At 55.5% G+C, this 22,821-nt stretch carries 23 protein-coding genes, 1 tRNA gene and 1 pseudogene; 14 read left to right on the top strand and 11 right to left on the bottom strand.

Translation table 11 applies throughout. The features are described from left to right. The first annotated feature begins 362 nt into the window (after positions 1-362). Positions 363-653, top strand: coding sequence for a helix-turn-helix domain-containing protein (locus tag ACERHN_RS07325; protein ID WP_415921985.1), 291 nt, complete (start codon positions 363-365; stop codon positions 651-653). Between the two features lie 286 nt (positions 654-939). Then, entirely contained in the window at positions 940-2,592 is a 1,653-nt protein-coding gene (gene tnpC, locus ACERHN_RS07320) for an IS66 family transposase (RefSeq protein WP_415921984.1), read from the top strand. A gap of 113 nt (positions 2,593-2,705) precedes the next feature. Here tnpC and ACERHN_RS07315 read toward each other — a convergent pair whose 3' ends face one another. From ACERHN_RS07315 to ACERHN_RS07305, 3 genes are all read right to left on the bottom strand, one after another. After that, positions 2,706-4,250 (bottom strand): DNA polymerase, encoded by a 1,545-nt coding sequence (locus ACERHN_RS07315; RefSeq protein WP_415921983.1) that lies wholly within the window; start codon positions 4,248-4,250, stop codon positions 2,706-2,708. Beyond that, complete coding sequence (locus ACERHN_RS07310) at positions 4,243-4,620, bottom strand: hypothetical protein (RefSeq protein WP_415921982.1); 378 nt, start codon at positions 4,618-4,620, stop codon at positions 4,243-4,245. Before ACERHN_RS07310 ends, ACERHN_RS07315 begins: the two co-directional genes overlap by 8 nt. 98 nt (positions 4,621-4,718) lie before the next feature. Further along, a complete protein-coding gene (locus tag ACERHN_RS07305) occupies positions 4,719-5,864 on the bottom strand; it encodes an RNA-directed DNA polymerase (protein ID WP_415921981.1) in 1,146 nt (381 codons plus the stop codon). Positions 5,865-6,330: 466 nt separating this feature from the next. On the opposite strand from ACERHN_RS07305, the gene ACERHN_RS07300 reads away from it, so the two are divergent. From ACERHN_RS07300 to ACERHN_RS07280, 5 genes are all read left to right on the top strand, one after another. Beyond that, positions 6,331-7,479 carry a hypothetical protein gene (locus ACERHN_RS07300; protein WP_415921980.1) on the top strand — a complete coding sequence of 383 codons (1,149 nt, stop codon included), beginning with the start codon at positions 6,331-6,333 and terminating at the stop codon, positions 7,477-7,479. A gap of 291 nt (positions 7,480-7,770) precedes the next feature. Beyond that, positions 7,771-8,376, top strand: a complete 606-nt coding sequence (locus ACERHN_RS07295) for an alpha/beta fold hydrolase (RefSeq protein ID WP_415921979.1) — start codon at positions 7,771-7,773, stop codon at positions 8,374-8,376. Between the two features lie 189 nt (positions 8,377-8,565). Then, the gene (locus ACERHN_RS07290; protein WP_415921978.1) at positions 8,566-9,279 is read left to right on the top strand and encodes a cytochrome c biogenesis CcdA family protein; all 714 of its coding nucleotides are present in this window, start codon (positions 8,566-8,568) and stop codon (positions 9,277-9,279) included. A 15-nt stretch (positions 9,280-9,294) separates the two neighbouring features. Next, positions 9,295-9,708 carry a thioredoxin family protein gene (locus ACERHN_RS07285; RefSeq protein WP_415921977.1) on the top strand — a complete coding sequence of 138 codons (414 nt, stop codon included), beginning with the start codon at positions 9,295-9,297 and terminating at the stop codon, positions 9,706-9,708. Positions 9,709-9,789: 81 nt separating this feature from the next. Further along, positions 9,790-9,866 (top strand) — tRNA-Met (locus tag ACERHN_RS07280). 289 nt (positions 9,867-10,155) lie between these two features. On the opposite strand, the gene ACERHN_RS07275 is transcribed toward ACERHN_RS07280, so the two are convergent. The 3 genes from ACERHN_RS07275 to ACERHN_RS07265 form a co-directional block, all read right to left on the bottom strand. Further along, complete coding sequence (locus tag ACERHN_RS07275) at positions 10,156-11,106, bottom strand: hypothetical protein (RefSeq protein ID WP_415921976.1); 951 nt, start codon at positions 11,104-11,106, stop codon at positions 10,156-10,158. Next, complete coding sequence (locus tag ACERHN_RS07270) at positions 11,103-13,283, bottom strand: zinc dependent phospholipase C family protein (RefSeq protein WP_415921975.1); 2,181 nt, start codon at positions 13,281-13,283, stop codon at positions 11,103-11,105. The genes ACERHN_RS07275 and ACERHN_RS07270 overlap by 4 nt, the downstream gene beginning before the upstream one ends. A gap of 392 nt (positions 13,284-13,675) precedes the next feature. Then, positions 13,676-14,374 carry a glutathione S-transferase family protein gene (locus ACERHN_RS07265; protein WP_415921974.1) on the bottom strand — a complete coding sequence of 233 codons (699 nt, stop codon included), beginning with the start codon at positions 14,372-14,374 and terminating at the stop codon, positions 13,676-13,678. Positions 14,375-14,521: 147 nt separating this feature from the next. On the opposite strand from ACERHN_RS07265, the gene mscL reads away from it, so the two are divergent. Continuing rightward, positions 14,522-14,950, top strand: a complete 429-nt coding sequence (mscL, locus tag ACERHN_RS07260) for a large conductance mechanosensitive channel protein MscL (protein ID WP_415921973.1) — start codon at positions 14,522-14,524, stop codon at positions 14,948-14,950. A gap of 64 nt (positions 14,951-15,014) precedes the next feature. On the opposite strand, the gene ald is transcribed toward mscL, so the two are convergent. Then, positions 15,015-16,133, bottom strand: coding sequence for an alanine dehydrogenase (gene ald / locus ACERHN_RS07255; protein WP_415921972.1), 1,119 nt, complete (start codon positions 16,131-16,133; stop codon positions 15,015-15,017). A gap of 140 nt (positions 16,134-16,273) precedes the next feature. Here ald and ACERHN_RS07250 point away from each other — a divergent pair, with 140 nt between their 5' ends. Further along, a complete protein-coding gene (locus ACERHN_RS07250; protein WP_415921971.1) occupies positions 16,274-16,732 on the top strand; it encodes an Lrp/AsnC family transcriptional regulator in 459 nt (152 codons plus the stop codon). Between the two features lie 68 nt (positions 16,733-16,800). Here ACERHN_RS07250 and rpsU read toward each other — a convergent pair whose 3' ends face one another. Beyond that, positions 16,801-17,007 carry a 30S ribosomal protein S21 gene (gene rpsU / locus ACERHN_RS07245; protein WP_007118112.1) on the bottom strand — a complete coding sequence of 69 codons (207 nt, stop codon included), beginning with the start codon at positions 17,005-17,007 and terminating at the stop codon, positions 16,801-16,803. 211 nt (positions 17,008-17,218) lie between these two features. On the opposite strand from rpsU, the gene ACERHN_RS07240 reads away from it, so the two are divergent. After that, positions 17,219-17,908 (top strand): COQ9 family protein, encoded by a 690-nt coding sequence (locus ACERHN_RS07240; RefSeq protein ID WP_415921970.1) that lies wholly within the window; start codon positions 17,219-17,221, stop codon positions 17,906-17,908. Here ACERHN_RS07240 and ACERHN_RS07235 read toward each other — a convergent pair. Together ACERHN_RS07235 and ACERHN_RS07230 are read right to left on the bottom strand one after the other, a co-directional pair. Further along, positions 17,905-18,054, bottom strand: a complete 150-nt coding sequence (locus ACERHN_RS07235; RefSeq protein ID WP_415921969.1) for a hypothetical protein — start codon at positions 18,052-18,054, stop codon at positions 17,905-17,907. The genes ACERHN_RS07240 and ACERHN_RS07235 overlap by 4 nt on opposite strands. A 9-nt stretch (positions 18,055-18,063) precedes the next feature. Beyond that, complete coding sequence (locus tag ACERHN_RS07230; protein ID WP_415921968.1) at positions 18,064-18,315, bottom strand: hypothetical protein; 252 nt, start codon at positions 18,313-18,315, stop codon at positions 18,064-18,066. Between ACERHN_RS07230 and ACERHN_RS07225 the strand changes: the two genes are divergently transcribed. From ACERHN_RS07225 to ACERHN_RS07210, 4 genes and pseudogenes are all read left to right on the top strand, one after another. Next, entirely contained in the window at positions 18,316-19,305 is a 990-nt protein-coding gene (locus tag ACERHN_RS07225) for an NAD(P)H-quinone oxidoreductase (RefSeq protein ID WP_415921967.1), read from the top strand. Between the two features lie 251 nt (positions 19,306-19,556). Continuing rightward, positions 19,557-19,739, top strand: a pseudogene (locus tag ACERHN_RS07220) (hypothetical protein); the annotation flags it as partial. A 45-nt stretch (positions 19,740-19,784) separates the two neighbouring features. Beyond that, on the top strand, positions 19,785-20,180 hold the full coding sequence (locus ACERHN_RS07215) for a hypothetical protein (RefSeq protein ID WP_415922801.1): 396 nt from the start codon (positions 19,785-19,787) through the stop codon (positions 20,178-20,180). Beyond that, positions 20,177-21,031: a sterol desaturase family protein gene (locus tag ACERHN_RS07210; RefSeq protein WP_415921966.1), complete on the top strand. Its 855-nt coding sequence runs from the start codon at positions 20,177-20,179 to the stop codon at positions 21,029-21,031. The genes ACERHN_RS07215 and ACERHN_RS07210 overlap by 4 nt, the downstream gene beginning before the upstream one ends. A 424-nt stretch (positions 21,032-21,455) precedes the next feature. On the opposite strand, the gene ACERHN_RS07205 is transcribed toward ACERHN_RS07210, so the two are convergent. After that, positions 21,456-22,808, bottom strand: coding sequence for a helix-turn-helix domain-containing protein (locus tag ACERHN_RS07205; protein ID WP_415921965.1), 1,353 nt, complete (start codon positions 22,806-22,808; stop codon positions 21,456-21,458). Positions 22,809-22,821 lie beyond the last annotated feature (13 nt).

Genomic DNA, 22,821 nt, shown 5'->3' with positions numbered 1-22,821 from the left:
GAACGATGCGCCTGCTGCGAGCCAGCCTAAAATCAGTTTGGTTTCCAAACGCCGACTAGTTGCCCTTTGTCCGCTCGGGTCGTTTACCGACAGTGCGGACAATCTGTTACGGTAGTCGCACCGCTCACGGCACAGTCAAAGTGTATAGTGAGCGGTCTGGCCTTCTTTAGTTTCAAGACCTTAGGCAAATCTGCAATCGCATGTGTGAGCACTGCTAACACATTGGTGTTAGCAATGGTGTTAGGAAAAGTGTTAGCTTATCTTTTGATATCAGACACTTACGAGAAAAAAACTTGACGGCGATTCGATTTTCTGGGACCTGTTGAGAGAATCAGCAAATTGATGATCTGCGAGTTTTCGAAGTGATAGTCGATACCCATAGCCCAACAGAGCCAAGCGGCCTCCAAGTTGATTTGGAGAAGCATGCGTTCATTAAAGCTCGTTTGGAAATTGCCGGTTGGTCGTTGAGTGCGCTCGGAAAGTCCATCGGCGTCGCCCAAAGCTCGGTCAGCACCGTTTCGCAGGGCTACCGTCGATCACACAAAATCCAGACAGCGATCGCCAATGCTTTGGGAACGACTCCAGAGCTGCTTTGGCCTGAAAGATATGCTTCTGAATGTTCAAAGGAGGAGGTGACCACAGAGAGCAACTAGGGCTCTGAAATAAGTAAGGCCCCGAGGACTTGCCGGTCCTCAAAGGCCTCAAAAATCGTTGTGTTGTACGATCTCTCTTATCTTCATCCCATCACATCACTCAGAAATCAAGTGAAAACGCGTCTGATGCGTCAGGTGTGACCTGAACAGCCGTGTTCACGGCCAACTTGGGATGAACTTATCCAATGCGAGAGCTTCAATCGGTCTGCTCTGAGACGGGCATGCAATCAATACATGCACGCGTACTTGACAGAATACCAGTCATGAATATGGACAGTTCGATCAGATGATCGACGATCTCCAATATCAGTGTGACCTCTTGTCCGTGCACGCTGATCCGGCAGTCCGCGCGGCCGCAGCAGAGATTGTCACGCTCGGCATTCAGCTGTCAGATGCTTTCGTGAAGGCGGAGGCAACAAACTCTACGCTGTCTGCCAAGATCAAGGTGCTTGCCGCTGAGATCAAGCGCCTAAAGACCCAGCTTAAGAATGCTCAACGTGCGCAGTACGGAAAAAAGAGCGAAAAATCTGACACTGAGAAAGATACCTCGTCGGCGGGGTTTGATGATGGTGACCCTGAGACCGACGATGAGGATGAAATACCTGATGACGGGAACGAACCATCTGAGCCTGAGGAGGTTCCCAATACAGGCACTGGTAAGAACAAGAAAAACTACCCGTCACACCAGCGACGCGAGTCGCGCGAATTCCAACCTAGACCCGATCAACTGTGTGACTGCTGTTGCGGTCATCGAGACATTGGTGAAGAAATCCGCGAGCGTCTCGCGTACAGAGAGGCCGAATTATTCGTCATTGAAGAGATTTACTGCAAGAAAGTCTGCCGAAATTGTGGACAGTTTGCACAACACCCGGTCCCTGAGCGACCGTTTGATGGGAGCGGCTTCGATACCTCACTCTTTGTGGCTGTGTTGATCAAGAAGTATGCCGATTTTCTTCCGCTGAACCGGATCACCGAGATATTTGGACGAAAAGGCGTCAAAATCCATCGATCTACGCTCTCGCGCCTAATGAAGAAGGCGAAGGGCGCACTGAAATGGATCTACGAGTCGCTGTTGGCAGACATCAAGTCGTCGAGCAAGCTGCACATGGATGAAACGCACCTGGGTCAGATGTTTCCCGGCCTTGGAAAGCTAAAGACCTGCCGCATTTGGGCCCTGTGTCGGGATGACAGACGCTGGAAAGGCAACAAACCGCCAGCAGTCGCATTTCGATATACGCAAACACGCGAAGGCGTAAATGCTGAGGATATGTTGCTCGGTTTTGATGGTGTGCTGCAGGTCGACGCATATGGTGGCTACAACAGGTTGACCTCGACGACTCGCATTGGTGAGCCCCTAATGCTTGCCTATTGCTGGGCTCATGTGCGCCGTAAATTCTGGGAAGAACTGCAGTCCAACAAGGACAAAACCGCCGGGAAGCTCATTGACATGATTGGGAAGCTCTATGGGATTGAAAAGGACCTTAAGGGTCAAGCGCACATCGTACGAGAAGCCACACGTCTGAAAGAGAGCACACCCATTGTCGACCAGATATTCGCATGTTTGAGAAACTACGCCATGAAAGGCGCAATGAAAACCAAGATGGGTGAGGCCGTAAGCTATGCCCTTAAGTTGGAAGATGGGTTGCGCGTGTTTCTGCAAGATGGTCGCGTGGAAATTGACAACAACAACGTCGAAAACACAATTCGTCCCATCGTTCAGTTGCGCAAAGCGTCGCTGTTCACAGGCAGCGCCGACGGCGGCGAAACTTGGGCCATCATAGCGAGTCTGGTTGGCACCTGCCGACTGAACGACATTGATCCGCATGCATACATTACGTGGGTTTTCGAGAAATTCACCCAGAAGGTGCCTCGAAGTCAGTACGACAAGCTGTTGCCGTGGCATTTTGGTGAGGAAGTTGAGATCAATCTCAGGCAGTAGCCTTGTCGGAGGGCGAGAAGCAGAAGTTCGCTGCATAAGCAAAATCAATTAACCCTTGCCCGTTAACTGCCGTTCGAAGGAATCCTCAAAATAGACGAACAGGGCGGATGCAGCTAAACTGCAAACTCTGAAACCGACGCCTTTCCGGCAATCTTTCCGTCGAAAAGATCAGTCATCGCCCCTTCGAATAGTTCCACAACCGTGCATGGGTCGTCGCCCAAACCGTGCTCAACCAAAACTGCGTCATGCATCGGAAGTACAATCCTGAAACCGTCTAGTTTTGCGAGCTTTAAGAGCGCCATCTTGAAAACCAAGGAACCTGTTCCCTGGACCTTTTGGCTAACTGCCGACCGAATATCCTTGGCCGTCGGTGCATACTTATGCTGCAGATGGAAATAGTTACCATTACGCGTGCCAATCCGTCTGTCTTCCGCAAGTCGTTTAGCCAAATCCACCTTCCAAGCCTCAAATACTACGAACTGGTCAAAGGTGCTCTTCGCAATTTCTTTACTACTGCCGAGGTTTACGGCCGCATCGATCAAATTTTTGCGTCGCATCCCATAGGCATACGACAAGAATAGCCTCTTGGCTTGCTTACGCATGCCTTCAGTTGCAAACAGGCTCTTTGAGACCGCCTCATGAAGATCCTCTTGATTGTATAGCTCAAGAAGGATTGGGTCGCCCGACAAAGCGGCCATGATACCAACTTCAAACTGGTCGTAGTCGACATAAGAAAAAGCTCTGCCTGGCCTTGGAACTAAAATTTCTCGATACTTCTTGGGGATGTTCTGGATGGCTGGTACTTTGAGTAGAACTCTCGAGGTCCTAGTTCCTTGTGCATCGATCTGCGGATAGCTGGTGCTCTTTTTGTGAGAGATCCCGTTTAGAGCGTCTCTAGTCGCCCTAAGTCGTCGCAAATTCTGAACATCTTCACCTAAGCCGTTCTCCATAGAAATGAAGTCCAGAACAAACTCAACCGAAGCGTTTTCGAGGTCGAAGCCAAGACCCTCTAGGATCACCTCTAGGTCTTTTGAAGTAGGTACTTCGAGTGGAAGATCATGCTTAGCAGAAAAGTTCTTAAGTGCTTTGAAGAAGTCGTACTCGATTTCGTTTCGGAACATCGACAGGGTGTCGGGGTCGAACGGGACACCTGCCATTATGTCACTGTACAACGCGATGGCCACCGGCGCTTCTATGTCAATGTATCTGGTCCACTCTTGTCGAATTGAAGCCAACCTGGCGATAACCTTGAAGGCTCGAAGGATGGCTCCTCCAATACGTAAAAGTAGATCTTCATCAAAGGTGAGAGAGTTGCAATTCAGCGCTTGGAACCGTTCCACATCGTCATCAACTGCGCCAAATCTTCGCAATAGGTTTTCAAATCTTATCGAGGATCGGATCTCAGATACCTTTTGCGCACGACTTGCGGCCACAATTAGCTCTTCAAGGTCAACCACTAGGCTCGGTAATCTATGCCCTCGACTAACGATTTCTGAAGCAACGGACTTAAACTCAAGACAGACGTAAAAACATTGGGCATCTGCTAGCTCTGCGTAGCTGATTTCGGATACCAATCCGTCGCTGACGGTGAAAGTCTTTCCATTCTTCTCAGTTTCATGGTCAGGGAACGTCAACAAAACTACGGCGTCATCAATCATACTCGCTGACCTCATCAAATAGATCTTTGATTGCCACTTCTCTTTTGGGGAACTCAATGTTCCCTTTCTCGTTTTCAAAACCTTTGGCAAGTTCGCGTGTACCCCTAATGCGGTCGGAAGCAAGGGGGTAGACATGCTTGAGCTTTGAACTGGGGTAGTTTCGGGTGGCTATCGCGAGATACCTCTGAACTTGGAACGGCAACCCTGCGTCGAACCGAGAAAGCGCCGCGTTCAAAACTGACTTATAACCAACCTGATCGGCCCAGATTATGATGGCCCCAGCTTCCGCAGAGGCGAGACCGGCTTTGATGATGGACAGTGCTAAGAACCTCAGGTCATTGGACTTGATCGATTTCTTTGCGAGAAGCATCCAAAGATGGTAGTTTTGCCAATCATGATGGCCCGGTCTCGATCCTTTAAGAATGTTTGAATTCTATGGGAGCACTCGCCTTCTATACCGAGCAGGTTTTAGATTTTGCAGTACTGATCCGTAGAAGCCGGTTGTTCGAACATGCTTTCAACCAGGAGGCTGGTCAAAGGTCCTCCTAGCTGTTCGGCCGATAGGACTCCAATATCTGACAGTTGCGCCAGTCGATTTGCGGCGAAACGAAACTGTCTCGATTGCGTCTGCTCCAACTCAATGCACTCTACTAACAACGCTATCAGATATTTTATCGACTTTAAGATTATTGCCTTACTCTTCGACTTCCACATTTGCTCGATGGCAACTACTCGTGGGTCACGGTTCGGGAACTCGGCCGCAATTTCATCTTCTGTGCTTTCTGGACCAAGGATGGTGGTCTTCGCTGAATTGACGTTAAGTCCCCTTTCACGGAGGCAACTTATCAAGTCCACCATTGCCTTCTTGGCACTGTCTTGGGTCTGGCAAATGATCCTGATATCATCAACGTAACGATAGTAGTCATAACCCAGCCCAGCGATCTTCCTGTCAATACTACACAGAACGACGTTGGCTAGAAACGAAGACGGGTCACGGTTCTGCGACAATCCAAATCCGTCGGCGAAACTCCAGCTTTCTAGACACGTCCCGAGAAGATCTAGGGCGTTTCGTATCTGTTGTTTCTCGTCTGGACTAGCCTTAATCTCAGACAGCAACTCTTCAAACGAACCCCGGATGTCCTTGTTGCGAATGTTTTCAAAATAGTTAGCCAAGTCAGTAACTAGGAGGTATCTTTGGTCCTTTTTGAAGGTGAATGTGACGCCTTCATAGGTAAACCAACGTTCAATACGGTTCTGAAAAAGATATTTTTTACTATGCTTTGAGTATCGATGACTGAGCACTCGATGGCTTAGGAGCGGATCATAGAACTTTATTAAGAACGTACATATTGCTTGGTAGGCAAACCGATCAAAAAAGTCTGTTTCCAGTGAGTACCTTATGGGTAGCCCTTTCTTAGGAATATTACGTACAATCCTTTGCTGAGGTGGGTATCGACCATGACCTTTCCCAATTTGGCCTTTGATTATCTCGATAACCTGGGACTTGGACCTGAGTAAATCTTGGTAGTTGAGGCAATCATAGAACCATTCGTCAAATAGGTCTGAATTCAGGTTTCGCAGAACCTGCCCGACGTCCACCTCAAAGCCAAACACAGATGTGAGGTTGTTGTTTTCCTGATTTGGCAAAATGAATTCCTGATTGAAAAAGGGGGTTTGACCGAATTTCCAACATTCTGGCGGAAACTCGATGGGCGAAGAAGCTTTATCGTGCCACTGTCTCGGCGCAGTGGACTATACCGGAAGTGGTAGAGAACACTAGATGCCCGCTTATGTTAGGCGACGCTAGTTTGCTTGGCGAACTGGTTTATGTGTTGCACTTGTGGCGAACGGCGGAGATTGTCGCTGAAAGCGCAGCGTTGACGTTGGATGCTGGATGTCGGCTGCGCGCCGCTTGACCTTTTTGGTCGAGCGGGCGACTATGTGCTCGGCCTATCGCGTAGGCCGGTGTGTCCGCCATGCGAAGCAATGCAACGCGACTTAATTTTTTTTTGGATACCATGCCGCTGGCAGGGTCCGATAAGCAGCGGGCACCTTTTCGGATCCAGTTCGGATATGGATCATGAAACCGACGTACTATCTTAAAAAACTGAAGGAACTGTCCAAGCGCTACGCGCGAGCTCAACAGGTACCTCTTCACAAAGCGCGTGATGCGGTTGCCGAAGTACTGGGCTTTTCACACTGGAACGACGTTACTAAGGCAATTAGAGCCGGATGGACCCCAACAAAGGAGCATGTTTCTGCTGTTGAAAGCTTGCTCGTCGAAGCGTTGCCCGGCGATGAAGCTGGTGGACCTCGTTCTGGGTCATTTATTGGCGACTCAGTCTTCGAGACAGATGTTGAACACGGCACCATTGATGGGCACGAATACTCTATCTCAGCTTCAATGGGCGACGTTCATATGCATGGGGCAGGTTGGCACCTTCATGTGCCTGAAGCTCCAAACGGGGAACCTCTCCTAGAGATCGCAAAACAGATTGAGCATGAGGCTCCAGTCTACGAAGCCGCTTTTCAGCAAGAAGTGCTCGGCATCGCAATCAAACGAGCGGAACAGGTTCGTGCGGGAATAGCATCAGACTGGCCAAGACGTTCTACAAAGCCAGACAAAGACGGTCTTGTCCGTCATCCCTTAAACGGGTCTGAGGCAGATAAGTGGTTCTGCTTGCATTGTGACACTTCGGTAACTGGCGATCAGATTGCCAGGAGTCTTTGGCATTGCCCACGTTGTGACGCGTCTCCTCTCAATATCTTCGAAAGTCCTTGGTGGCTTGAAGAGCATGATGCACAGCCAAAGCCATTTTCTGACAAAGAGAAGCAAGGGAGACCGGAGCTAGTGGTCGATGTTGTGGATACACGGCTGAAACTGAAGCTCGATGCAGAAAAGGTGACTCTCCTGATACGAAGCGCTCTCGTTGAGGATGCCTCGAATGTAAGCGAGCGCTTGGGGGCATTATTCGCCGAAATCTCTGTTCATGATGACAATGATGTATGCATCACCTTTGATGAAGACCTCTGGCCGGAGCACAAGGAACCTATTTCAGCACTCGCAGTTGCGGCTCAACTCGGGATAAATTTTGATCAACATCTATGTCTACGGGACTTGCCCTTTGCTTGGCCCGGGTTGGGTGAGCACACCACAAGCACCGTTGAGTACACCGAAATGATGCTCAAAGCCTACGCCAGCCAACGGGCTGACAAAGATGTCGAATAATAACGGCCACTAGATTGGAGGTTGCGGGGAGTGTCTCCGCAACCTGCGACAAGTGAGTTCGATGATTTTCAGGTTTCGCAACTGAAGCGAATGTCCGGAATGCGGGCGCGGCTGCAGAAGAGCGGAACTACGTTCGAGGTCGGTTTTGGGCCGAAATCACTACAATTCACATCCTTGGTGGCGCGTAGCGCCACTGTAAGCATAAATGGCAAATACTAGAAGAACATACTGAGGGGGTAATTTGCACCGCTTACTTCCAAGCGGGTCATGGCGGCGGATCAGATCGCCCTGATGGAACATTTCGGCCACCAGAGGTTTGCAGTTGTCGGTCATGATCGCGGTGGCCGGGTGGCGCACCGTCTTGCCCTTGATGCCCCGGATGCAGTGGACCGGCTCGTCGTACTCGACATTGCGCCGACGCTCACCATGTATGCGCAAACTAATCAGGACTTTGCGACACGCTATTTCTGGTGGTTTTTCCTGATACAGCCTGATGGTCTGCCTGAGAAAATGATCGCCGCAGACCCGGAGTATTTCCTGCGTCGCCACATTTCGGGGCAGGTTAAAATCAAGGGATCCGTGGACGAAGAAGTCATTGCCGAATATCTCCGCAACTATCGTGACCCGGCCACGCTCCACGCGATCTGCGAAGATTACAGAGCCGCGGCGAGCATCGACTTGCAACATGACAGAGCCGATGAGGCCAAACGCATAACCGCGCCACTGCTCACCCTGTGGGGCGCGCAAAGTGTTGTTGGCACGCTTTATGATGTTGAGGCGACGTGGCGGGAAAAGGCGGTCGATGTGACTGGCGCCGCCTTGCCGTGTGGGCACGCGATCCCGGAAGAAGCGCCCGCAGAATTGACGAAATGTCTTTTGGAGTTCCTGAAGGCATAGGCAACCAGATCCCGCGGCGCCGAACACAGCGGTGCCCGCACCAGCTGCGGTCGTGCGGGGTGCACATTCAGAGATACAAGTTGGTCCCGCGTGTCCGCTGCGCTCGCGATCCCTTGTCTGACGCCTTTGTTATATGCGATTTGTGGCCTTGGCATTGATACGCGACCGGCCAAACGCATATCGGTCAGCATGGAATTCGTGTTCGCATATGCCGCTGGGTTGCTGACCCTCATCAACCCTTGCGTATTGCCCCTGTTGCCCATCGTTTTGATGAGCGCGTTGAACGCGAGCCGCTGGGGTCCTGTTGCCCTTGCGGCCGGGATGAGCGTTTCGTTCGTGGTCTTTGGCGTACTTGTCACCGCATTCGGGTCTGCAATCGGCCTTGATCAGTTTCTGTTGGCCCAGATCGGGGCGGTGATGATGATCGGATTTGGCCTTGTCCTGGTCGTGCCTGCATTTGCGCGCCGGTTCGAAATGGCCGCTGCCGGGATGGCAGGCCGGGCTGACGCGCAGATGAACACCCTCGATCACAATGGGCTGCAGGGTCAGTTTCTCGGCGGCATACTGCTTGGCGCCGTGTGGTCACCTTGCATCGGGCCGACACTGGGCGGTGCAATTGCGCTGGCGTCACAGGGGCAAAACCTTGGCTATGTCACCCTGATAATGAGCTTTTTTGCACTGGGTGTCTCGACGTTCATCCTAGCGCTCGGGCTTGGCGCACGCGAAGCGATCAGGGCGCGGGCACAATCCTTGCGTGGTGTAGCCGAACGGTCGAAACCATTCCTGGGCGTCACGTTCATTGCCGTCGGGGTGATGTTGCTCTTGGGCGTCCACCACATGATCGAAGCATGGGCGCTCGACGTGATGCCTATCTGGCTTCAAGACCTTTCCGTTGCTTTGTAAAAGGGGATGATCTCTATGAAACGACGCACTTTTTTGGCAGCATCCGGCGCCTTTGCGCTGTCGCCACTGGCGGTACACGCCGCACCGGGCTTTGTGGATTACACGCCCGGTTTGATCCAGACGGAACTGGCGGCGGGTAAAACGCTGCTTGTTGATTATGCGGCAGTGTGGTGCAGCACGTGCAAACGTCAGGAACGTGTGATCAATGCCCTGCGCGCGGCCGACCCGACCTATGACGCGGCGATGACGTTTGTGCGCGTCGATTGGGATGACTTCCGACGGCACGAAGTGACGACATCGCGGGGCATCCCGCGACGCTCGACGCTGATCCTGCTGCGCGGCGATCAAGAACTGGGGCGTATCGTTGCAGGCACGTCAGAAAGCCAGATCAAAGGGCTTCTGGACCTCGGGCTGGAAGGCGCTGCATAGGCCGCTGATTTTCTGACGGGATTTGTCCGCGATGGGCTTGCAGTCCCCTGCGACTCGGCGTAGTACGCCCGAACCAATTGGCGCGGGATGGAGCAGCCCGGTAGCTCGTCAGGCTCATAACCTGAAGGTCGTAGGTTCAAATCCTACTCCCGCAACCATTGGACCCAACGCCCCACCGGTAACGCGGTGGGGTTTGTTGTTTGTGGGGGCCAGCGTGTCCACTTTCCGCCCTGCATGGAGCGCATCGCGCGGTCATCGGTACAGCACAGCGGACCCAAGACGATGCATGCGCTTGACGGAGCCGCTGAGGGCCTCGGCACTGACCGCACATATCAACCATACCGTCTGACCGGGCAGTGCAGCGCCTCTTGATTGGATGCCCAAGACGAAAATGGCGAAGCCATGCGGCGCTGCTCCCCGTGGATCGAGCGTTTCCAAAACGCGACCTCAGAACGGACCGGCCCAGTCGATCACGAACGATCGTGACATGACGTGCCACTCCTTACCGGCATCGAGACTATCCAGATCCTCCGGCATATCATTCGTGGAGAACGCATAGGCGCGTGCATGGATCAGAACCGTGGCGCTGCCGCGCTTGTTCTCTGGCGCAGAAACCGGCAGGAAGCGCTGCACGTCGGACAGATCGAACTCAACGTCGCGCTCGGTCCCTTTGGGCACGTCAAGCGTCGCCATGCCCAGATACGTCGCACCGCCGACCGTCAACGCAGCTTGGGCCTCGGAACTGTCCGCCACGGATTGCCCGTCATGCAACATCGTGACACCCCGCAGGTCATCCGTCGACGCGCCTCGCAGGATCAGACCCACCGACCCGGTTTCGGGCGATACCTCCTGGAACGTTGTTCCCGATCTGCCTTCGATTGCGGTGATTGTGAATTCAGCCCCGTCTGACGTCTTGATCGTTTGAAGGAAATCAAAGCTTCCGTGGCGCATCTTACCGGTCACGACCGTGCCACGCCCGGAGATCGAAAAGACGTCCTCCACATCAAAGACGGCCCCGTCCACTTCGGAAAACGACCCGATGAGTTCTGCAAAAAACTCCACTTTCACGGACGCTGCGTCGAGGTCCCCGTCATTGCGGACAATTGCCCGGGCCGCGACCCGCGAAGTGCGTCCGACCCGTGCGACGCCCCCGCCCGTTTCGTCGCGAAAGGACAGACCATAGGGTTGAGAAGACGGGGGCGACCGTGAGACCCGGCCTTCGTCCCGTTCTTCGTTGGGGATGTAGAGCTGGGACTCGGGATCATAGGGTGTGAGCGGTGCCTCAAGATCAGGAAAGAACCGCTTTGTATCCTCGATTTTCAGAGCTGCGATTTCTTCCTGGGGTTTCGGCAACAGGGACATCAAGTCGGCCATCGCTTTTTCAAGGTCACGGGTCATGCTGTCGCCCCTCCCAGATCGAACTTAGTCCGGAACCCCGGCCTTTCCGATTGGCGCCGCAACCATGAAGGCCAGGCAAATCCGCGATCCGCGTCGAGATTGACGTTGGGCAGTACCGCCCCCGGTGTTCTTGCCAGATGAAGGATAGACCCGATCGTCAAGTCCTTGGCATTGCCCAGCTCCTGAACCGCCTCAACATGATGGGTCTCGGTCAGGTCGCGCTCTGGCTGCGTGCCCGCGGCGTCGCCTGCCGCGATCTCTTCGGCCACTGCGGCCTCGACCGCCTCTCCTGCGGCAAAGAAAGCCTGCACTATATCGGGTGTCGGTCCCGGGACGGCCCACATGTAATGCTCGGCTGTTTTCGAAGCATAGTCCGTTGGCCCGGCGCGCAGTGGGCGTCGCCCGAGAAGCCTCGACGGCTCCTCCACACCGACGTCGGCCGGCGGATATATGAGATGACTTTCGCCCTTCAGGAAACTCACCTCCCACGATTGCAGGGTTTTGCCAAATGCCTCTGCCTCAAGCACGAGACCGCCAACCGAATTCATGGGATATGCATCGCCAACGTCAGGTTGCGACAACTTGCGGCCCGCGATGTCCGGGAAAACCCCGGGTTCGATCATATGACGGAACACGTCCTCCTTCATCATCGAAGCGGGCGGGAATCCAAAGCCGAGCGCTGCGAGCATCTTTACCGATTGCAGGTAACTTGCGTAGATCGCGTCGAACCCCTGTTGCAGCAGGAACACGAACACCTCGTCCGTCACCTCAACGGCCCTTTGCACGAGGGATTTCAGGATTTCGACGCCCCGCGTGATGCCGTTGATGATGGCCTCCTTCATGCCTTTGAAAAAGTCACGCAAGGATTCCCACCACTTCTTTTTGCGCCGCCTCCGGCTGGGTCCGAGGGTTTTGAACGCGCGCTTGGCCTTCTTCGCGGATGCTTCCAGGGTTTCGGCCACTTCCTGAAGCACGTTGTTGATCTCGCTCTGGATCGTCACGGTCAGCGGGATATTCAGGTCAGACGGGATGATGTTCGGATCAATGAGGGCGTTGCCGGACGAGGACAGGAAGAATTTGTGCCAGAGCCTGTAGGACGTCTCGATCTCTGTCTCGGATGGCACATCGGGGACGTCGGAGTCTTTCATATCGCCGTATGTCGCGGCCATGGCCGCGCGCAGTCCTGTGGCGATGGACTGCGGCAACGCAATTGCTGGATCGAGCTCGGGCAAGAGGCCGAAATGATCCTTGACCGCCTTCCGATCCACCGTCTTGAAGACGGGATCAAACTGATATTCGAGATGAAGATGCGATGTCCGGAATTCTCCCGCATCCATCTTTTTGCGCTGTGCGGTCCCTTCGACGGCTCCGTATCTGTCCCTGAAATAGCCTGTGACATTGACCTGCGACCGTCGGGTGAATTCCTGATGGAATTTCTCCCATGCCCAGACGTCCTGACCGTTTTCGACCACCTTGTGACGCTGTCCATGGGTGCGGTAAGGGCCCCGTGCGATCATGTTCACGTAAGGGTGGCCCACCGTATCGGCGCAATAATGCGAGATGTAGCCACAGGCGAATGCAAAAAGCTCCAGATCATCATCGGCAAGTGCCTTGCGCAGGAGATTTGTCGCGAAAGCCCCGCTGCGCCGGTAGTGCAGGACATCAAACCACCACCATTCGTTTCCGGGCGACGGTGTCTGGAGTGGGCTTTCGAGTATGGAGAAAAGGTCAAAGACGTTTCCGGTGGCGGCGATCGCAGCATTGATCCGGGTCATGATCACCATGGAAAAAGTCGATTGAAGATCGTTCAAGTCCTCATTGAACTTCTTCACGGCCTCCACGCTCAGGACTGCGTTAGACGCTTTGCGCGTCAGCTCACGCTTCTTTTGAATCGCCGTCTTGAGCTTTGGGACCGTCTCGACCAATTCATCATTGGCAGCCGCCAGATCGGCCGAAGTGGAAATCACTGCATTCGCCAGCGCTTTTGTCAGGTCATTCCCGCCATCGGCCGGCAGGAAGAACAGGAAATCCGGGCCCTGCGCGCCGAGGGCAAAATGCGCCGAGAAGGTTTCAAGCGCGACATCGCCCGTCATACCTCCGATGGATATTTCCGCGAGCGTCTCCGCCTCATCCAGGATTTTGTCCGCAATCAACAAATGAACACATGGCCCTGACATCCAAATCTCCTAAAGCAAAAAATACAAAATTATGCTTTAGAGTTATCTTGGGCTTTGCCTGATGCAACTAAAAAGTGAAACGCGCGGAAGCGTCATCCTGCCAACCCACTCCGCTCAAATCAGCGCAGGCGGCAGGAACAATTCTTGCGTGTAATAGCGGTGCATCTGACCTTTGCCGGGCATCAAGGCTGAAACAAACTTGGCTGACCACGGGGTGTTGGAGGCGGGCACAATGGGGAAGGAATACAGGCGGTTTTGAATGCAGCCGAAGTCCCGTCGACACGGTGACACAAGTGGTCGCCTGCGATGGATCCAAGGCTCGCGACAACGCTTGCGTGCTTGCGCAACCGACAAAAGCCGCCTTTCGTGGGCGGCTTTTGCCTTATCGGGGATCAGGGGCGAGGTGGGATGTTCATGGCCTTTTCCACGGCAGGGCGAGACATGAACCGGTCAAGATACGCCACAAGGTTCGTGTGGCTGTCCCATCCAACCGCGTCGCGCGCGCCATAGAACGCAAGCGCGTTCAACCACGGTGCGATGGCAATGTCCGCGATAGAGAACTGGCCCGTGATCCACTCTTTGCCGTCCAGCTCTTTTTCCAGCACGGCGAGCAGGCGCTTGCCCTCGGCGATGTAGCGTTTCTGCGGGCGTTTGTCTTCCCACTCGGACCCCGCGAACTTTACGAAGAACCCCATTTGGCCCAGCATCGGGCCAAGGCCACCCATCTGGAACATCAGCCATTGCAGGGTTTTGGCCTTGTCCGCGCCGGTGTCCCCGATCAGCTTGCCAGTCTTTTCCGCCAGATAAATCAGGATTGCGCCACTTTCGAACAGGCCGATGGGCGCACCGTCCGGGCCATCCGGATCAATGATCGCGGGGATCTTGTTGTTGGGGTTCAGCGACAGGAACTCGGGGCTTTTGACATCAGCGTCCGACAACGTCACCAGATGCGCCTCATAGGGCAGGCCCATCTCTTCGAGCGCGATGGACACCTTTACCCCGTTGGGCGTGGGAAAGGAGAAAAGTTGCAGCACATCAGGGTTCTGAGGAACCCATTTCTGCGTGATTGGAAAAGCGCTGAGGTCAGCCATGAGTGGTCTCCTGATAACTATGGGTCCAACCTAGGCATTATTCCCCGCCAAAATAGTCTTCGTCCTGTGTGAACGTGTGTTAACAGGTGTTCACGTACGCACGGCGTTTGAACGATTGTGTGACGAATAGCCAACGAGGGAACTGTAATGCTCAACGAATTCAAAGATTTCATCGCCAAGGGCAATGTCATGGACATGGCCGTGGGGATTATCATCGGTGCCGCCTTTACCGCGATTGTCACGTCGCTGGTCGGTGATCTGATCAATCCGATTATCGGCCTGTTTCTGGGTGGGATCGATTTCACCAACAATTATGCCGTGCTGTCGGGTGATGTTGCCGAAGGCGCATCGCTGGAAGCCGCGCGCGAGGCGGGTGCTGCCGTGTTTGCCTATGGGGCGTTCATCATGGCGATCATCAACTTTTTGATCATCGCGTTTGTGGTGTTCATGCTGGTGCGCTACGTTAACAAGATCAAGGATCAGGCCACTCCGGAAGAAGAGGCGGCACCGGAAGAGCCCGCGGGGCCGACCGAACTGGATATCCTGATGGAAATCCGCGACTCGCTGGCCAAGTAATCAACATTTGCACGCATGACCAAGGCCCGCCCATCTGGCGGGCCTTTTTAGTTTGGGTGCGATGTTACGACTTCAGCGCCAATGCGGGCGATATCACGTCGAGGCCAAGCGCCTTGCCCACCGCGTAATAGGTCAGCTTGCCGGCATGGACGTTCAAGCCGTTCAGGAGGTGCGGGTCATCCTCGCACGCTTGCCGCCACCCCTTGTCGGCCAGTGCCAGCATGAACGGCATGGTGGCGTTGCCCAGTGCGATGGTCGACGTGCGCGCCACGGCGCCGGGCATGTTGGCCACGCAATAGTGCATGATGCCGTCCACGTCATAGATCGGATCTTCGTGCGTTGTGGCGCGGGACGTCTCGAAACAGCCGCCCTGGTCGATCGCGACATCCACGATGGCAGCACCGGGTTTCATGGTCGACAGCTGGGCACGCGTCACCAGCTTGGGGGCCGCGGCACCAGGGATCAGGACGGCGCCCACAACCATGTCAGCCTCGGCCACGCGTTCGGCGGTATTCCCGGCGCTGGCAAAGCTGGTTTTGAATACGCCGCCAAACGCGTCGTCAAGGTACCGCATCCGGGGCAGGGACCGGTCCAGCACCGTGACGTCCGCACCCATGCCCGCGGCGACGCGGGCCGCGTGCGTCCCCACAACCCCGCCACCGATCACGACGACCCGGGCCGGACCGACACCCGGCACGCCACCCATCAGCACGCCGCGCCCGCCATTGGCCTTTTGCAGGGTCCACGCACCGACCTGCGGCGCAAGCCGCCCGGCCACTTCGGACATCGGCGCAAGAAGCGGCAGGCCGCCCGTCGCATCTGTCACCGTCTCATACGCGATTGCCGTGCAGCCTGACGCGATCAGGTCATGCGTCTGATCCGGGTCAGGGGCGAGGTGGAGATAGGTAAACAGCAACTGGCCCTCGCGCAGCATCTTGCGTTCGGTGGCCTGCGGTTCCTTGACTTTTACGATCATGTCGGCGGAGGCAAAAACCTCTTCCGCGGTGTCCACGATCTGCGCGCCTGCACTGGCATAATCGTCATCCGGGAAACCTGCACCTGCGCCGGCGCTTGCCTGCATGATGACGGCGTGCCCATGGGCCACAGCCTCGCGCGCGGCATTGGGGGTGAGGCCTACGCGGAATTCCTGGGGTTTGATTTCCTTGGGGCAACCGATGATCATAGCGTTCTCCTCCGCTGATGTGTGTGTGGACAGGGTGCGCCGGTTGCCGTGCAATTGCATGCGTAAGACGTGCTGCGTTTGCGTGTGACAGCCGAAGAAATGTGCGGTATTTGACAACAAAGCAGGAGATACTCGCGCGCATGACCCTCGACACAACAGATCGCCGCATCTTGAGCGCGCTGCAAAAGCGCGGCCGAATGTCCAATGCCGATCTGAGTGAGGCGGTGCACCTGTCACCGTCTGCCTGCCACCGGCGCGTGCACCGTTTGGAAGAGGCGGGCTATATTCGCGATTATGTGGCGTTGTTGGATGCGCGCAAGATGGGCGTGCCAACCACCGTCTTTGTCGAGATTACGTTGCAGGCGCAGGCGGACGAAGTGCTGGATGCGTTCGAGAAGGCGGTGGCGCGAATCCCCGATGTGCTCGAGTGCCATCTGATGGCAGGCACGGCGGACTATATCCTCAAGGTCGTGGCCGAAGGGACCGAAGATTTTGCCCGCATCCACCGCCAACATCTTGCGCGCCTGCCCGGGGTGGCGCAGATGCAATCCAGCTTTGCCCTGCGGACGGTGTTCAAGACCACGGCGCTCCCGGTCTGAGGCCAAACAAAAACCCCGCAGCCGGGCGGCAACGGGGTTCCTGAATTCTTCAAGCGTCGGAGGATGATCTACATCATGCCTTCGCGTTGCGCTTTTTTGCGTGCCAGCTTGCGGGCACGGCGGATCGCTTCAGCTTTCTCGCGCGCTTTTTTCTCGGACGGCTTCTCGAAATGTTGCTTGAGCTTCATTTCGCGGAAAACGCCTTCGCGCTGCAGCTTCTTTTTCAGGGCACGGAGCGCCTGATCGACATTGTTGTCGCGAACACTAACCTGCATGTGGTTGTCACCACCTTTCTAGATAAGAGTTGCAAGGATTTGCAGGAAGCTGGCGTATAGCAAGGGTTTTGCGGATTGTCCAGCGTGCGGATGGGCGCGTGGTGTTGACCTGCCAGATGCGTCTGATGGTGTGCGGACCTGCGCGCCTCGGGTCACTGGGTCGCAGCGCGCGTGCTTGCCGGGGATGGGGTGCTGCCCTACTCTTTTGAGCATGACACAGTCTCCGAATGAAATCATCGATCAGCTTCTGGATGCGGCCCTGATGCACGTGCCGTTTGACGGTTGGTCCGAGGCGAGTTTCTGCGCCGCAAGCACAGACGCCGACATCACCCCCGCGCTGGCCCGTGCCGTGTGCCCGCGTGGTGCTGTAGACCTCGCGCTGGCGTACCACGCGCGTGGCGACGCGCAGATGGCCGCTCGCTTGTGCGAAGAGACGTTGCCGGACCGGTTCCGGGACAAGATCGCAGCAGCGGTCCGGTTCCGGATTGAGGCTGTCGAAGACAAAGAGGCCGTGCGGCGGGGCACCACCCTGTTTGCCTTGCCGATGCATGCTGCGGACGGGGCCAAGGCAATCTGGGGCACTGCGGATCTGATCTGGACCACGCTGGGCGACCAGTCCGACGACATCAACTGGTACACAAAGCGGGCCACGCTGTCCGGCGTGTATTCGGCGACGGTCCTGTACTGGCTTGGCGATGACAGTCTCGACAATCAGTCGACATGGGATTTTCTCGATCGCCGGATTGATGAGGTCATGCAGATCGAAAAGGTGAAAGCCCAGGTGCGTGACAACAAGCTGTTGTCCGGCCTGTTCGCGGGTCCGTCATGGCTTTTGGATCGGATCAAGGCACCGGGCCGCGCTGAACGCAACGACATGCCGGGGCGCTGGACCTCCTCCTAGGCTGCGGTCGCAATCACGCTTGCGATGACGATGGCGTGCACGGCGACAACCATAAGGTTCGCGCGGACAACGGGGTGTGCGAGCCCGATCATTGTCACGGTGCCAAGCTTGTACAGAACCTGCAGCGCAAGCAGCGCGATGATCATGGGTTCAGCCTACGGATGCCCTGCGAACAGCAGGCCCAGCAACAGAACGCTGGACATACCGATTGCGCCATAAACACAGGTCAGAATGCGCCGCGCATTTGTGTCGGCACCAAAGACCAGTTCCATTGTGCGGGCGCCTGACGTCAGACCTGCGACCACCGGTACAAGCACGCAGATGTTCAAGATCAACGCGGCCGCCAGCATATCTGGTTCCTTTTTCAGCGATATTGAAGGTACGGTGCCGCAAAAGGAGCGGATCATATGGCGGCAAACATGCGTGCAGTGGAAATCAGCACCCCCGGCGGGCCGGAGGTTTTGCAAGTGGTGGACCGGCCCCGTCCCGTTGCCGGTCATGGCGAGGTTGTGGTCGAGGTCGCATGGGCAGGGGTCAATCGCCCGGACGCATTGCAACGGGCCGGTCTCTACAACCCGCCGCCGACTGCCAGTGATTTGCCGGGACTGGAAGCGTCCGGTGTCATTGCCGAAGTTGGCACCGGTGTCTCGGACCTCAAGGTCGGGGATGCGGTGTGCGCTCTGCTGCCCGGCGGGGGGTATGCGGAGTATGTCGCAACCCCCGCGGCGCATTGCTTGCCCGTGCCGGACGGAATGACGCTGAAACAAGCGGCCTGCCTGCCGGAAACGTATTTCACGGTCTGGTCCAACGTGTTTTCGCGTGGGGGACTGCAGGGCGGAGAGCGCTTCCTTGTTCATGGCGGGTCCTCTGGCATCGGGACGACGGCGATCCAGTTGGCGCACCATTTTGGTGCGCGCGTCTTTGCCACTGCGGGATCGGAAGACAAATGCGCGGCTTGCCGGGACCTTGGGGCGGAGGTTGCCGTGAACTATCGCGATGAGGATTTCGTCAACGTCATGAAGGCAGAAGGCGGCGCGCACCTGATTCTGTGCATGGTGGGCGGGCCTTACATTGCGCGAAATTTCAAGGCGCTCGCGGATGACGGTCGCCTTGTCCAGATCGCATTCCTGCAGGGACCAAAGGCCGACATCAACTTTGCCCCGCTGATGACCCGCCGACTGACGATGACGGGCAGTACATTGCGACCACAAAGTGATCTGGCAAAGGCGCAGATTGCGCGGGATTTGCGTGAAGCTGTTTGGCCGCTCTTGTCTGCTGGTCGGATTGGTCCGGTGATGGATTCGTCCTTTGCGTTGGAGAACGCAGCGGACGCGCATGCGCGCATGGAACGCTCAGATCATATCGGAAAGATCGTTCTGGAAGTCGCCGGCGGTTGAGCCTGGTCCCGCAGGACAGACCGGGGGCCAGCCCCCGGACCCCCGTGGTATTTCTGGCCAGAAGAAACAAAATATTAAGGTTAATGCGGTGATCTTTAGGACACGGTACAGGCTGTGGAGCCGATGACCGTGCCAGGAGAAGCAGGCGCTTCCCCTCTCGCCCGCGGTGCTCACAGGATGAGTGGCGCGGGCGTTTTGCTTTCTTCTGGCTAAAAATACCACCGCCGGAGGCTCCGACAGAAGTCGTATCCATGTCGGTTGCATTTTTTCGGCAGGCCGCGCTGTGGCCTATTGAACATCGATATGGCATGAGACATATAAGTCTCATGCGAGACATAACTGTATCGAATCGAGACGGCATTTTGCAGGCGGCATTTGACGTGTTCAGTCAGAATCCGGGCGCGTCACTGTCCGAGATTGCAAAAGCCGCCGGCGTTGGTCGCGCGACCTTGCATCGACATTTTGCAGGGCGAGAGGACTTGATGGTCGCTTTGACGCTGGCGGCCTCCGAGGAACTGGAAGCCGCCGTTAACGCAGCAGTCGTGGGCTGTGACAGCTATACCGAAGGGCTGCGCCTCGCTCTGCGGGCGATGATACCACTTGCGGCGCGGCACATGTTTTTGGCCACGGACGCGGCGCAAAATGATCCACGCGTGGCCGAAGCCTATGCGCGGCAAACCGAGGCCTTGAGCGCGGACATTGAGGCGGCGCGGGCTGAGGGCACATTTGCCCAGGACATCCCCACGGCATGGATCGTCGAAGCCTATGAAAACCTGATCTACGCGGGGTGGGCCATGGTCGTTGCGGAAGAGGCAACGCCAAATCAGGCGGCTGATCTGGCTTGGCGCACATTCACGAGAGGATTGAAGCCATGACACCGGGTGCATTGGAAGCGCTGGGCACGCAGATTGACGAAGTGTTCTTTCTCATCGGGGTCGCGATCCTGCTGATTGAGCTGGCGGAGGTTCTGTTCAAGGGCAGCCACAAGGGCCGCAGCCTTTTGGAAATGGTGGCGAGCGCATCCACACAAATCCCATACCTGGTGTTTGAGGTCTTTGTCCTCACCTCGGCCTACGCGGTGTTCTACATCCTCGCCGAAGCCGTTGTGCCGTGGCAGTTGCCGTTGACGTGGTGGGCCATTGCGTTGGCCGTGCTGGCGGCCGATTTCACGTACTACTGGGAACACCGGATCGCCCACGAAGTGCGCCTGTTGTGGACGCAGCACGCGGTGCACCACTCCTCGCGCGAGTATAACATCATCACCGGCATCCGGTTTGGCCCGCTCGAAGGGGTGTGGAGCCTCATCGCGCATATCCCGTTGGTTTTTCTGGGCTTTTCACCCGAGATGATCTTTTTCGGGATCATTACGGTCCTGGCCTACCAGACATGGATTCACACTGAACTGGTGGGCAGTCTGGGGTGGTTCGACAAGGTGATGAACAGCCCCGCCAACCACCGGGTGCACCACGGGTGCGACGACAAGTATATCGACCGGAACTATGGCGGGATCACAGTGATCTGGGACCAGCTGTTTGGCACCTATCAAGCCGAAGAAGAGACGCCGCGCTATGGTCTCAAACGCGACTTTGACAGCCGCAATCCACTGGCGGTGTGGTTTTCCGAAGTGCCGGGCCTGTGGCGGGACGTGCGCGGCGCACGCAGCTGGTCCGAGGCATGGCGCTACATGATGCGCGCACCGGGTTGGGCCCCGGAGAAAGATTCCTGACCCGATGAAGAGCGTGCGCGCAACATCGGTCTGACCCGTTTCGCATTTGCAACAGATTGAAGCGTTAACCCTTGAAAACCAAGGGTTTTCGCGTGTCACAACCCGTACACCACCTGTGCACAGCCCGTGCACCGTTTGTCATACAAACGGGCAAAAAGCCGGGGTTAACGGCGCGTACGGTGGCAAACGTAAACGAATGGTTAATAGGTGTTTTGCGGCAGTTGATGTGCTGGTTGGGCTGTTTGGGTGACGACTGTTGCCAGCTTGAAGCGTACCACAAATGACAAAACGTTTTGTCGTTTATGCGGACAATGCTGACTTTTGTTGTGGTCTTCTTAATGACCACTGTTGTCCAGTTTCGCGCCTTCACTACGCGATACACAATGCTCAGTCAGACGAATTGCCGTCCTCTATGTAAATTCTACTAGTTGCGATTGGCGCCGAGGCTACGCACTACAACCTCAGCAGTTACCGCTGGTCCTTGAGTGAGTTTATTCATTGGCTGTATGATAGAAGCAATGGTTGAACTCCGAGTTTCGGCGGCTAACTCCTTTGCCTCTACTACAAAATCGACTTGTTTTGTGTTCTGATGGGCACGATAATCCAAGCTGTAGTATACGAAAGAGTCTGTTGATCTAAGGGTCCGTCCACTCAAACCGCTAAACAGAACCCGTATCCTCACGTCGCCACTATAATTGAAATGGTTCGCGATGTGTTTCACCATTGATAGAAAGCTGTTTGCATAGGCAATCTGCTGGGCGATCCATATATGCTGGCCGCGTTCCCATGTGCGTGAAGACCGTCTTTCAACGGCACTCTTTATCCATTCGGTGTCTTCCCAGTACGAGATAATCTCTGTTCCGCTCATCTTCTCGCTGAGCCGCCAAATCGACCGATGGTCATCACTTGACGTATTTGCATGAACTTCCAGACCGTCATGATCGGCTACCTCAATGACAAATGGACGGTAGGGTGAAACGCTGCCAACGCTAAAAAACGCATGACCTGGAGCATTTAGTGGGCGACTCCGTAGACACTCCAAAATCTGATCCGTTGTGATTTGTTCGGCATCAACAAGTTGGAAGGCATAGGCAACGAAGCAGCTCGTTAAGTCAACTGCATATGGATGCTCTTGAGCCCCGTTCTTCCAGCTTGCGAGCACATGTTCGAAATCAGCGTCAAACACGCCCTGCGCTTCTGCCTCCGGTGCAGGTCGGGGTTGCTCGATCATGGTCGATAGAGCGCCGAGTAGTGAAGATTTATCGGCCAACACGCAGCGTCTGATTACATCCTGCCACTCATTCGGCGACTCTATTGGTGCAGAGATAGGCCCTGCTCTGCGAGAGTAGTGGACACCTTTTGCAATGCCCTGTGTACGCCCGCGTTGGTCGTCTGGGCCGTTCTTCTTCCCGCAAACTGGCGATACACCACAGGACGGAACCCAAATCACTGGAACGGCGAAATCGATTGCATCTGGTTGTAGGATACGGACTGAGCAGTGAGGTGCAGGTTGTAAATACGCTGCCGCGATCTGGTTTATCAGATCTTGGTCTACGTCGATGAGTTCTTCTGGAAGTGACTCGGGGTATGACCCGTCGTCTTCTCGCCCCAACACTATCCATCCGCCGCCATGATTAGCGAGAGCACAAATTTCCTTCGCGAGCTTCGCTTTACCAACGTTGTCGCTCAACGGTAAAGAACGCTTAAATTCGACATCTAAGCTCTCTGTTGGGGATTGTAGGACGCTGTCAAATTCTGGTGTGAATTCATCGGGCATAGTTTTCCCAATC

Origin of the sequence: Tateyamaria rhodophyticola, from assembly GCF_047777875.1 — a bacterium.
Lineage (GTDB): Bacteria > Pseudomonadota > Alphaproteobacteria > Rhodobacterales > Rhodobacteraceae > Tateyamaria.
The sequence above is the reverse complement of the archived record's forward strand: the minus strand, read 5'-3'. Positions and strand labels throughout refer to the sequence as shown.

Bases quoted from the DNA above. Each gene is read 5' to 3' on its own strand.
- tnpC (WP_415921984.1), top strand. From the start codon at position 940: ATGATCGACGATCTCCAATATCAGTGTGACCTCTTGTCCGTGCACGCT.
- ACERHN_RS07315 (WP_415921983.1), bottom strand. From the start codon at position 4,250: ATGATTGATGACGCCGTAGTTTTGTTGACGTTCCCTGACCATGAAACT.
- ACERHN_RS07310 (WP_415921982.1), bottom strand. From the start codon at position 4,620: ATGCTTCTCGCAAAGAAATCGATCAAGTCCAATGACCTGAGGTTCTTA.
- ACERHN_RS07300 (WP_415921980.1), top strand. From the start codon at position 6,331: ATGAAACCGACGTACTATCTTAAAAAACTGAAGGAACTGTCCAAGCGC.
- ACERHN_RS07295 (WP_415921979.1), top strand. From the start codon at position 7,771: ATGGAACATTTCGGCCACCAGAGGTTTGCAGTTGTCGGTCATGATCGC.
- ACERHN_RS07290 (WP_415921978.1), top strand. From the start codon at position 8,566: ATGGAATTCGTGTTCGCATATGCCGCTGGGTTGCTGACCCTCATCAAC.
- ACERHN_RS07285 (WP_415921977.1), top strand. From the start codon at position 9,295: ATGAAACGACGCACTTTTTTGGCAGCATCCGGCGCCTTTGCGCTGTCG.
- ACERHN_RS07275 (WP_415921976.1), bottom strand. From the start codon at position 11,106: ATGACCCGTGACCTTGAAAAAGCGATGGCCGACTTGATGTCCCTGTTG.
- ACERHN_RS07270 (WP_415921975.1), bottom strand. From the start codon at position 13,283: ATGTCAGGGCCATGTGTTCATTTGTTGATTGCGGACAAAATCCTGGAT.
- ACERHN_RS07265 (WP_415921974.1), bottom strand. From the start codon at position 14,374: ATGGCTGACCTCAGCGCTTTTCCAATCACGCAGAAATGGGTTCCTCAG.
- mscL (WP_415921973.1), top strand. From the start codon at position 14,522: ATGCTCAACGAATTCAAAGATTTCATCGCCAAGGGCAATGTCATGGAC.
- ald (WP_415921972.1), bottom strand. From the start codon at position 16,133: ATGATCATCGGTTGCCCCAAGGAAATCAAACCCCAGGAATTCCGCGTA.
- ACERHN_RS07250 (WP_415921971.1), top strand. From the start codon at position 16,274: ATGACCCTCGACACAACAGATCGCCGCATCTTGAGCGCGCTGCAAAAG.
- rpsU (WP_007118112.1), bottom strand. From the start codon at position 17,007: ATGCAGGTTAGTGTTCGCGACAACAATGTCGATCAGGCGCTCCGTGCC.
- ACERHN_RS07240 (WP_415921970.1), top strand. From the start codon at position 17,219: ATGACACAGTCTCCGAATGAAATCATCGATCAGCTTCTGGATGCGGCC.
- ACERHN_RS07235 (WP_415921969.1), bottom strand. From the start codon at position 18,054: ATGATCATCGCGCTGCTTGCGCTGCAGGTTCTGTACAAGCTTGGCACC.
- ACERHN_RS07230 (WP_415921968.1), bottom strand. From the start codon at position 18,315: ATGATCCGCTCCTTTTGCGGCACCGTACCTTCAATATCGCTGAAAAAG.
- ACERHN_RS07225 (WP_415921967.1), top strand. From the start codon at position 18,316: ATGGCGGCAAACATGCGTGCAGTGGAAATCAGCACCCCCGGCGGGCCG.
- ACERHN_RS07210 (WP_415921966.1), top strand. From the start codon at position 20,177: ATGACACCGGGTGCATTGGAAGCGCTGGGCACGCAGATTGACGAAGTG.
- ACERHN_RS07205 (WP_415921965.1), bottom strand. From the start codon at position 22,808: ATGCCCGATGAATTCACACCAGAATTTGACAGCGTCCTACAATCCCCA.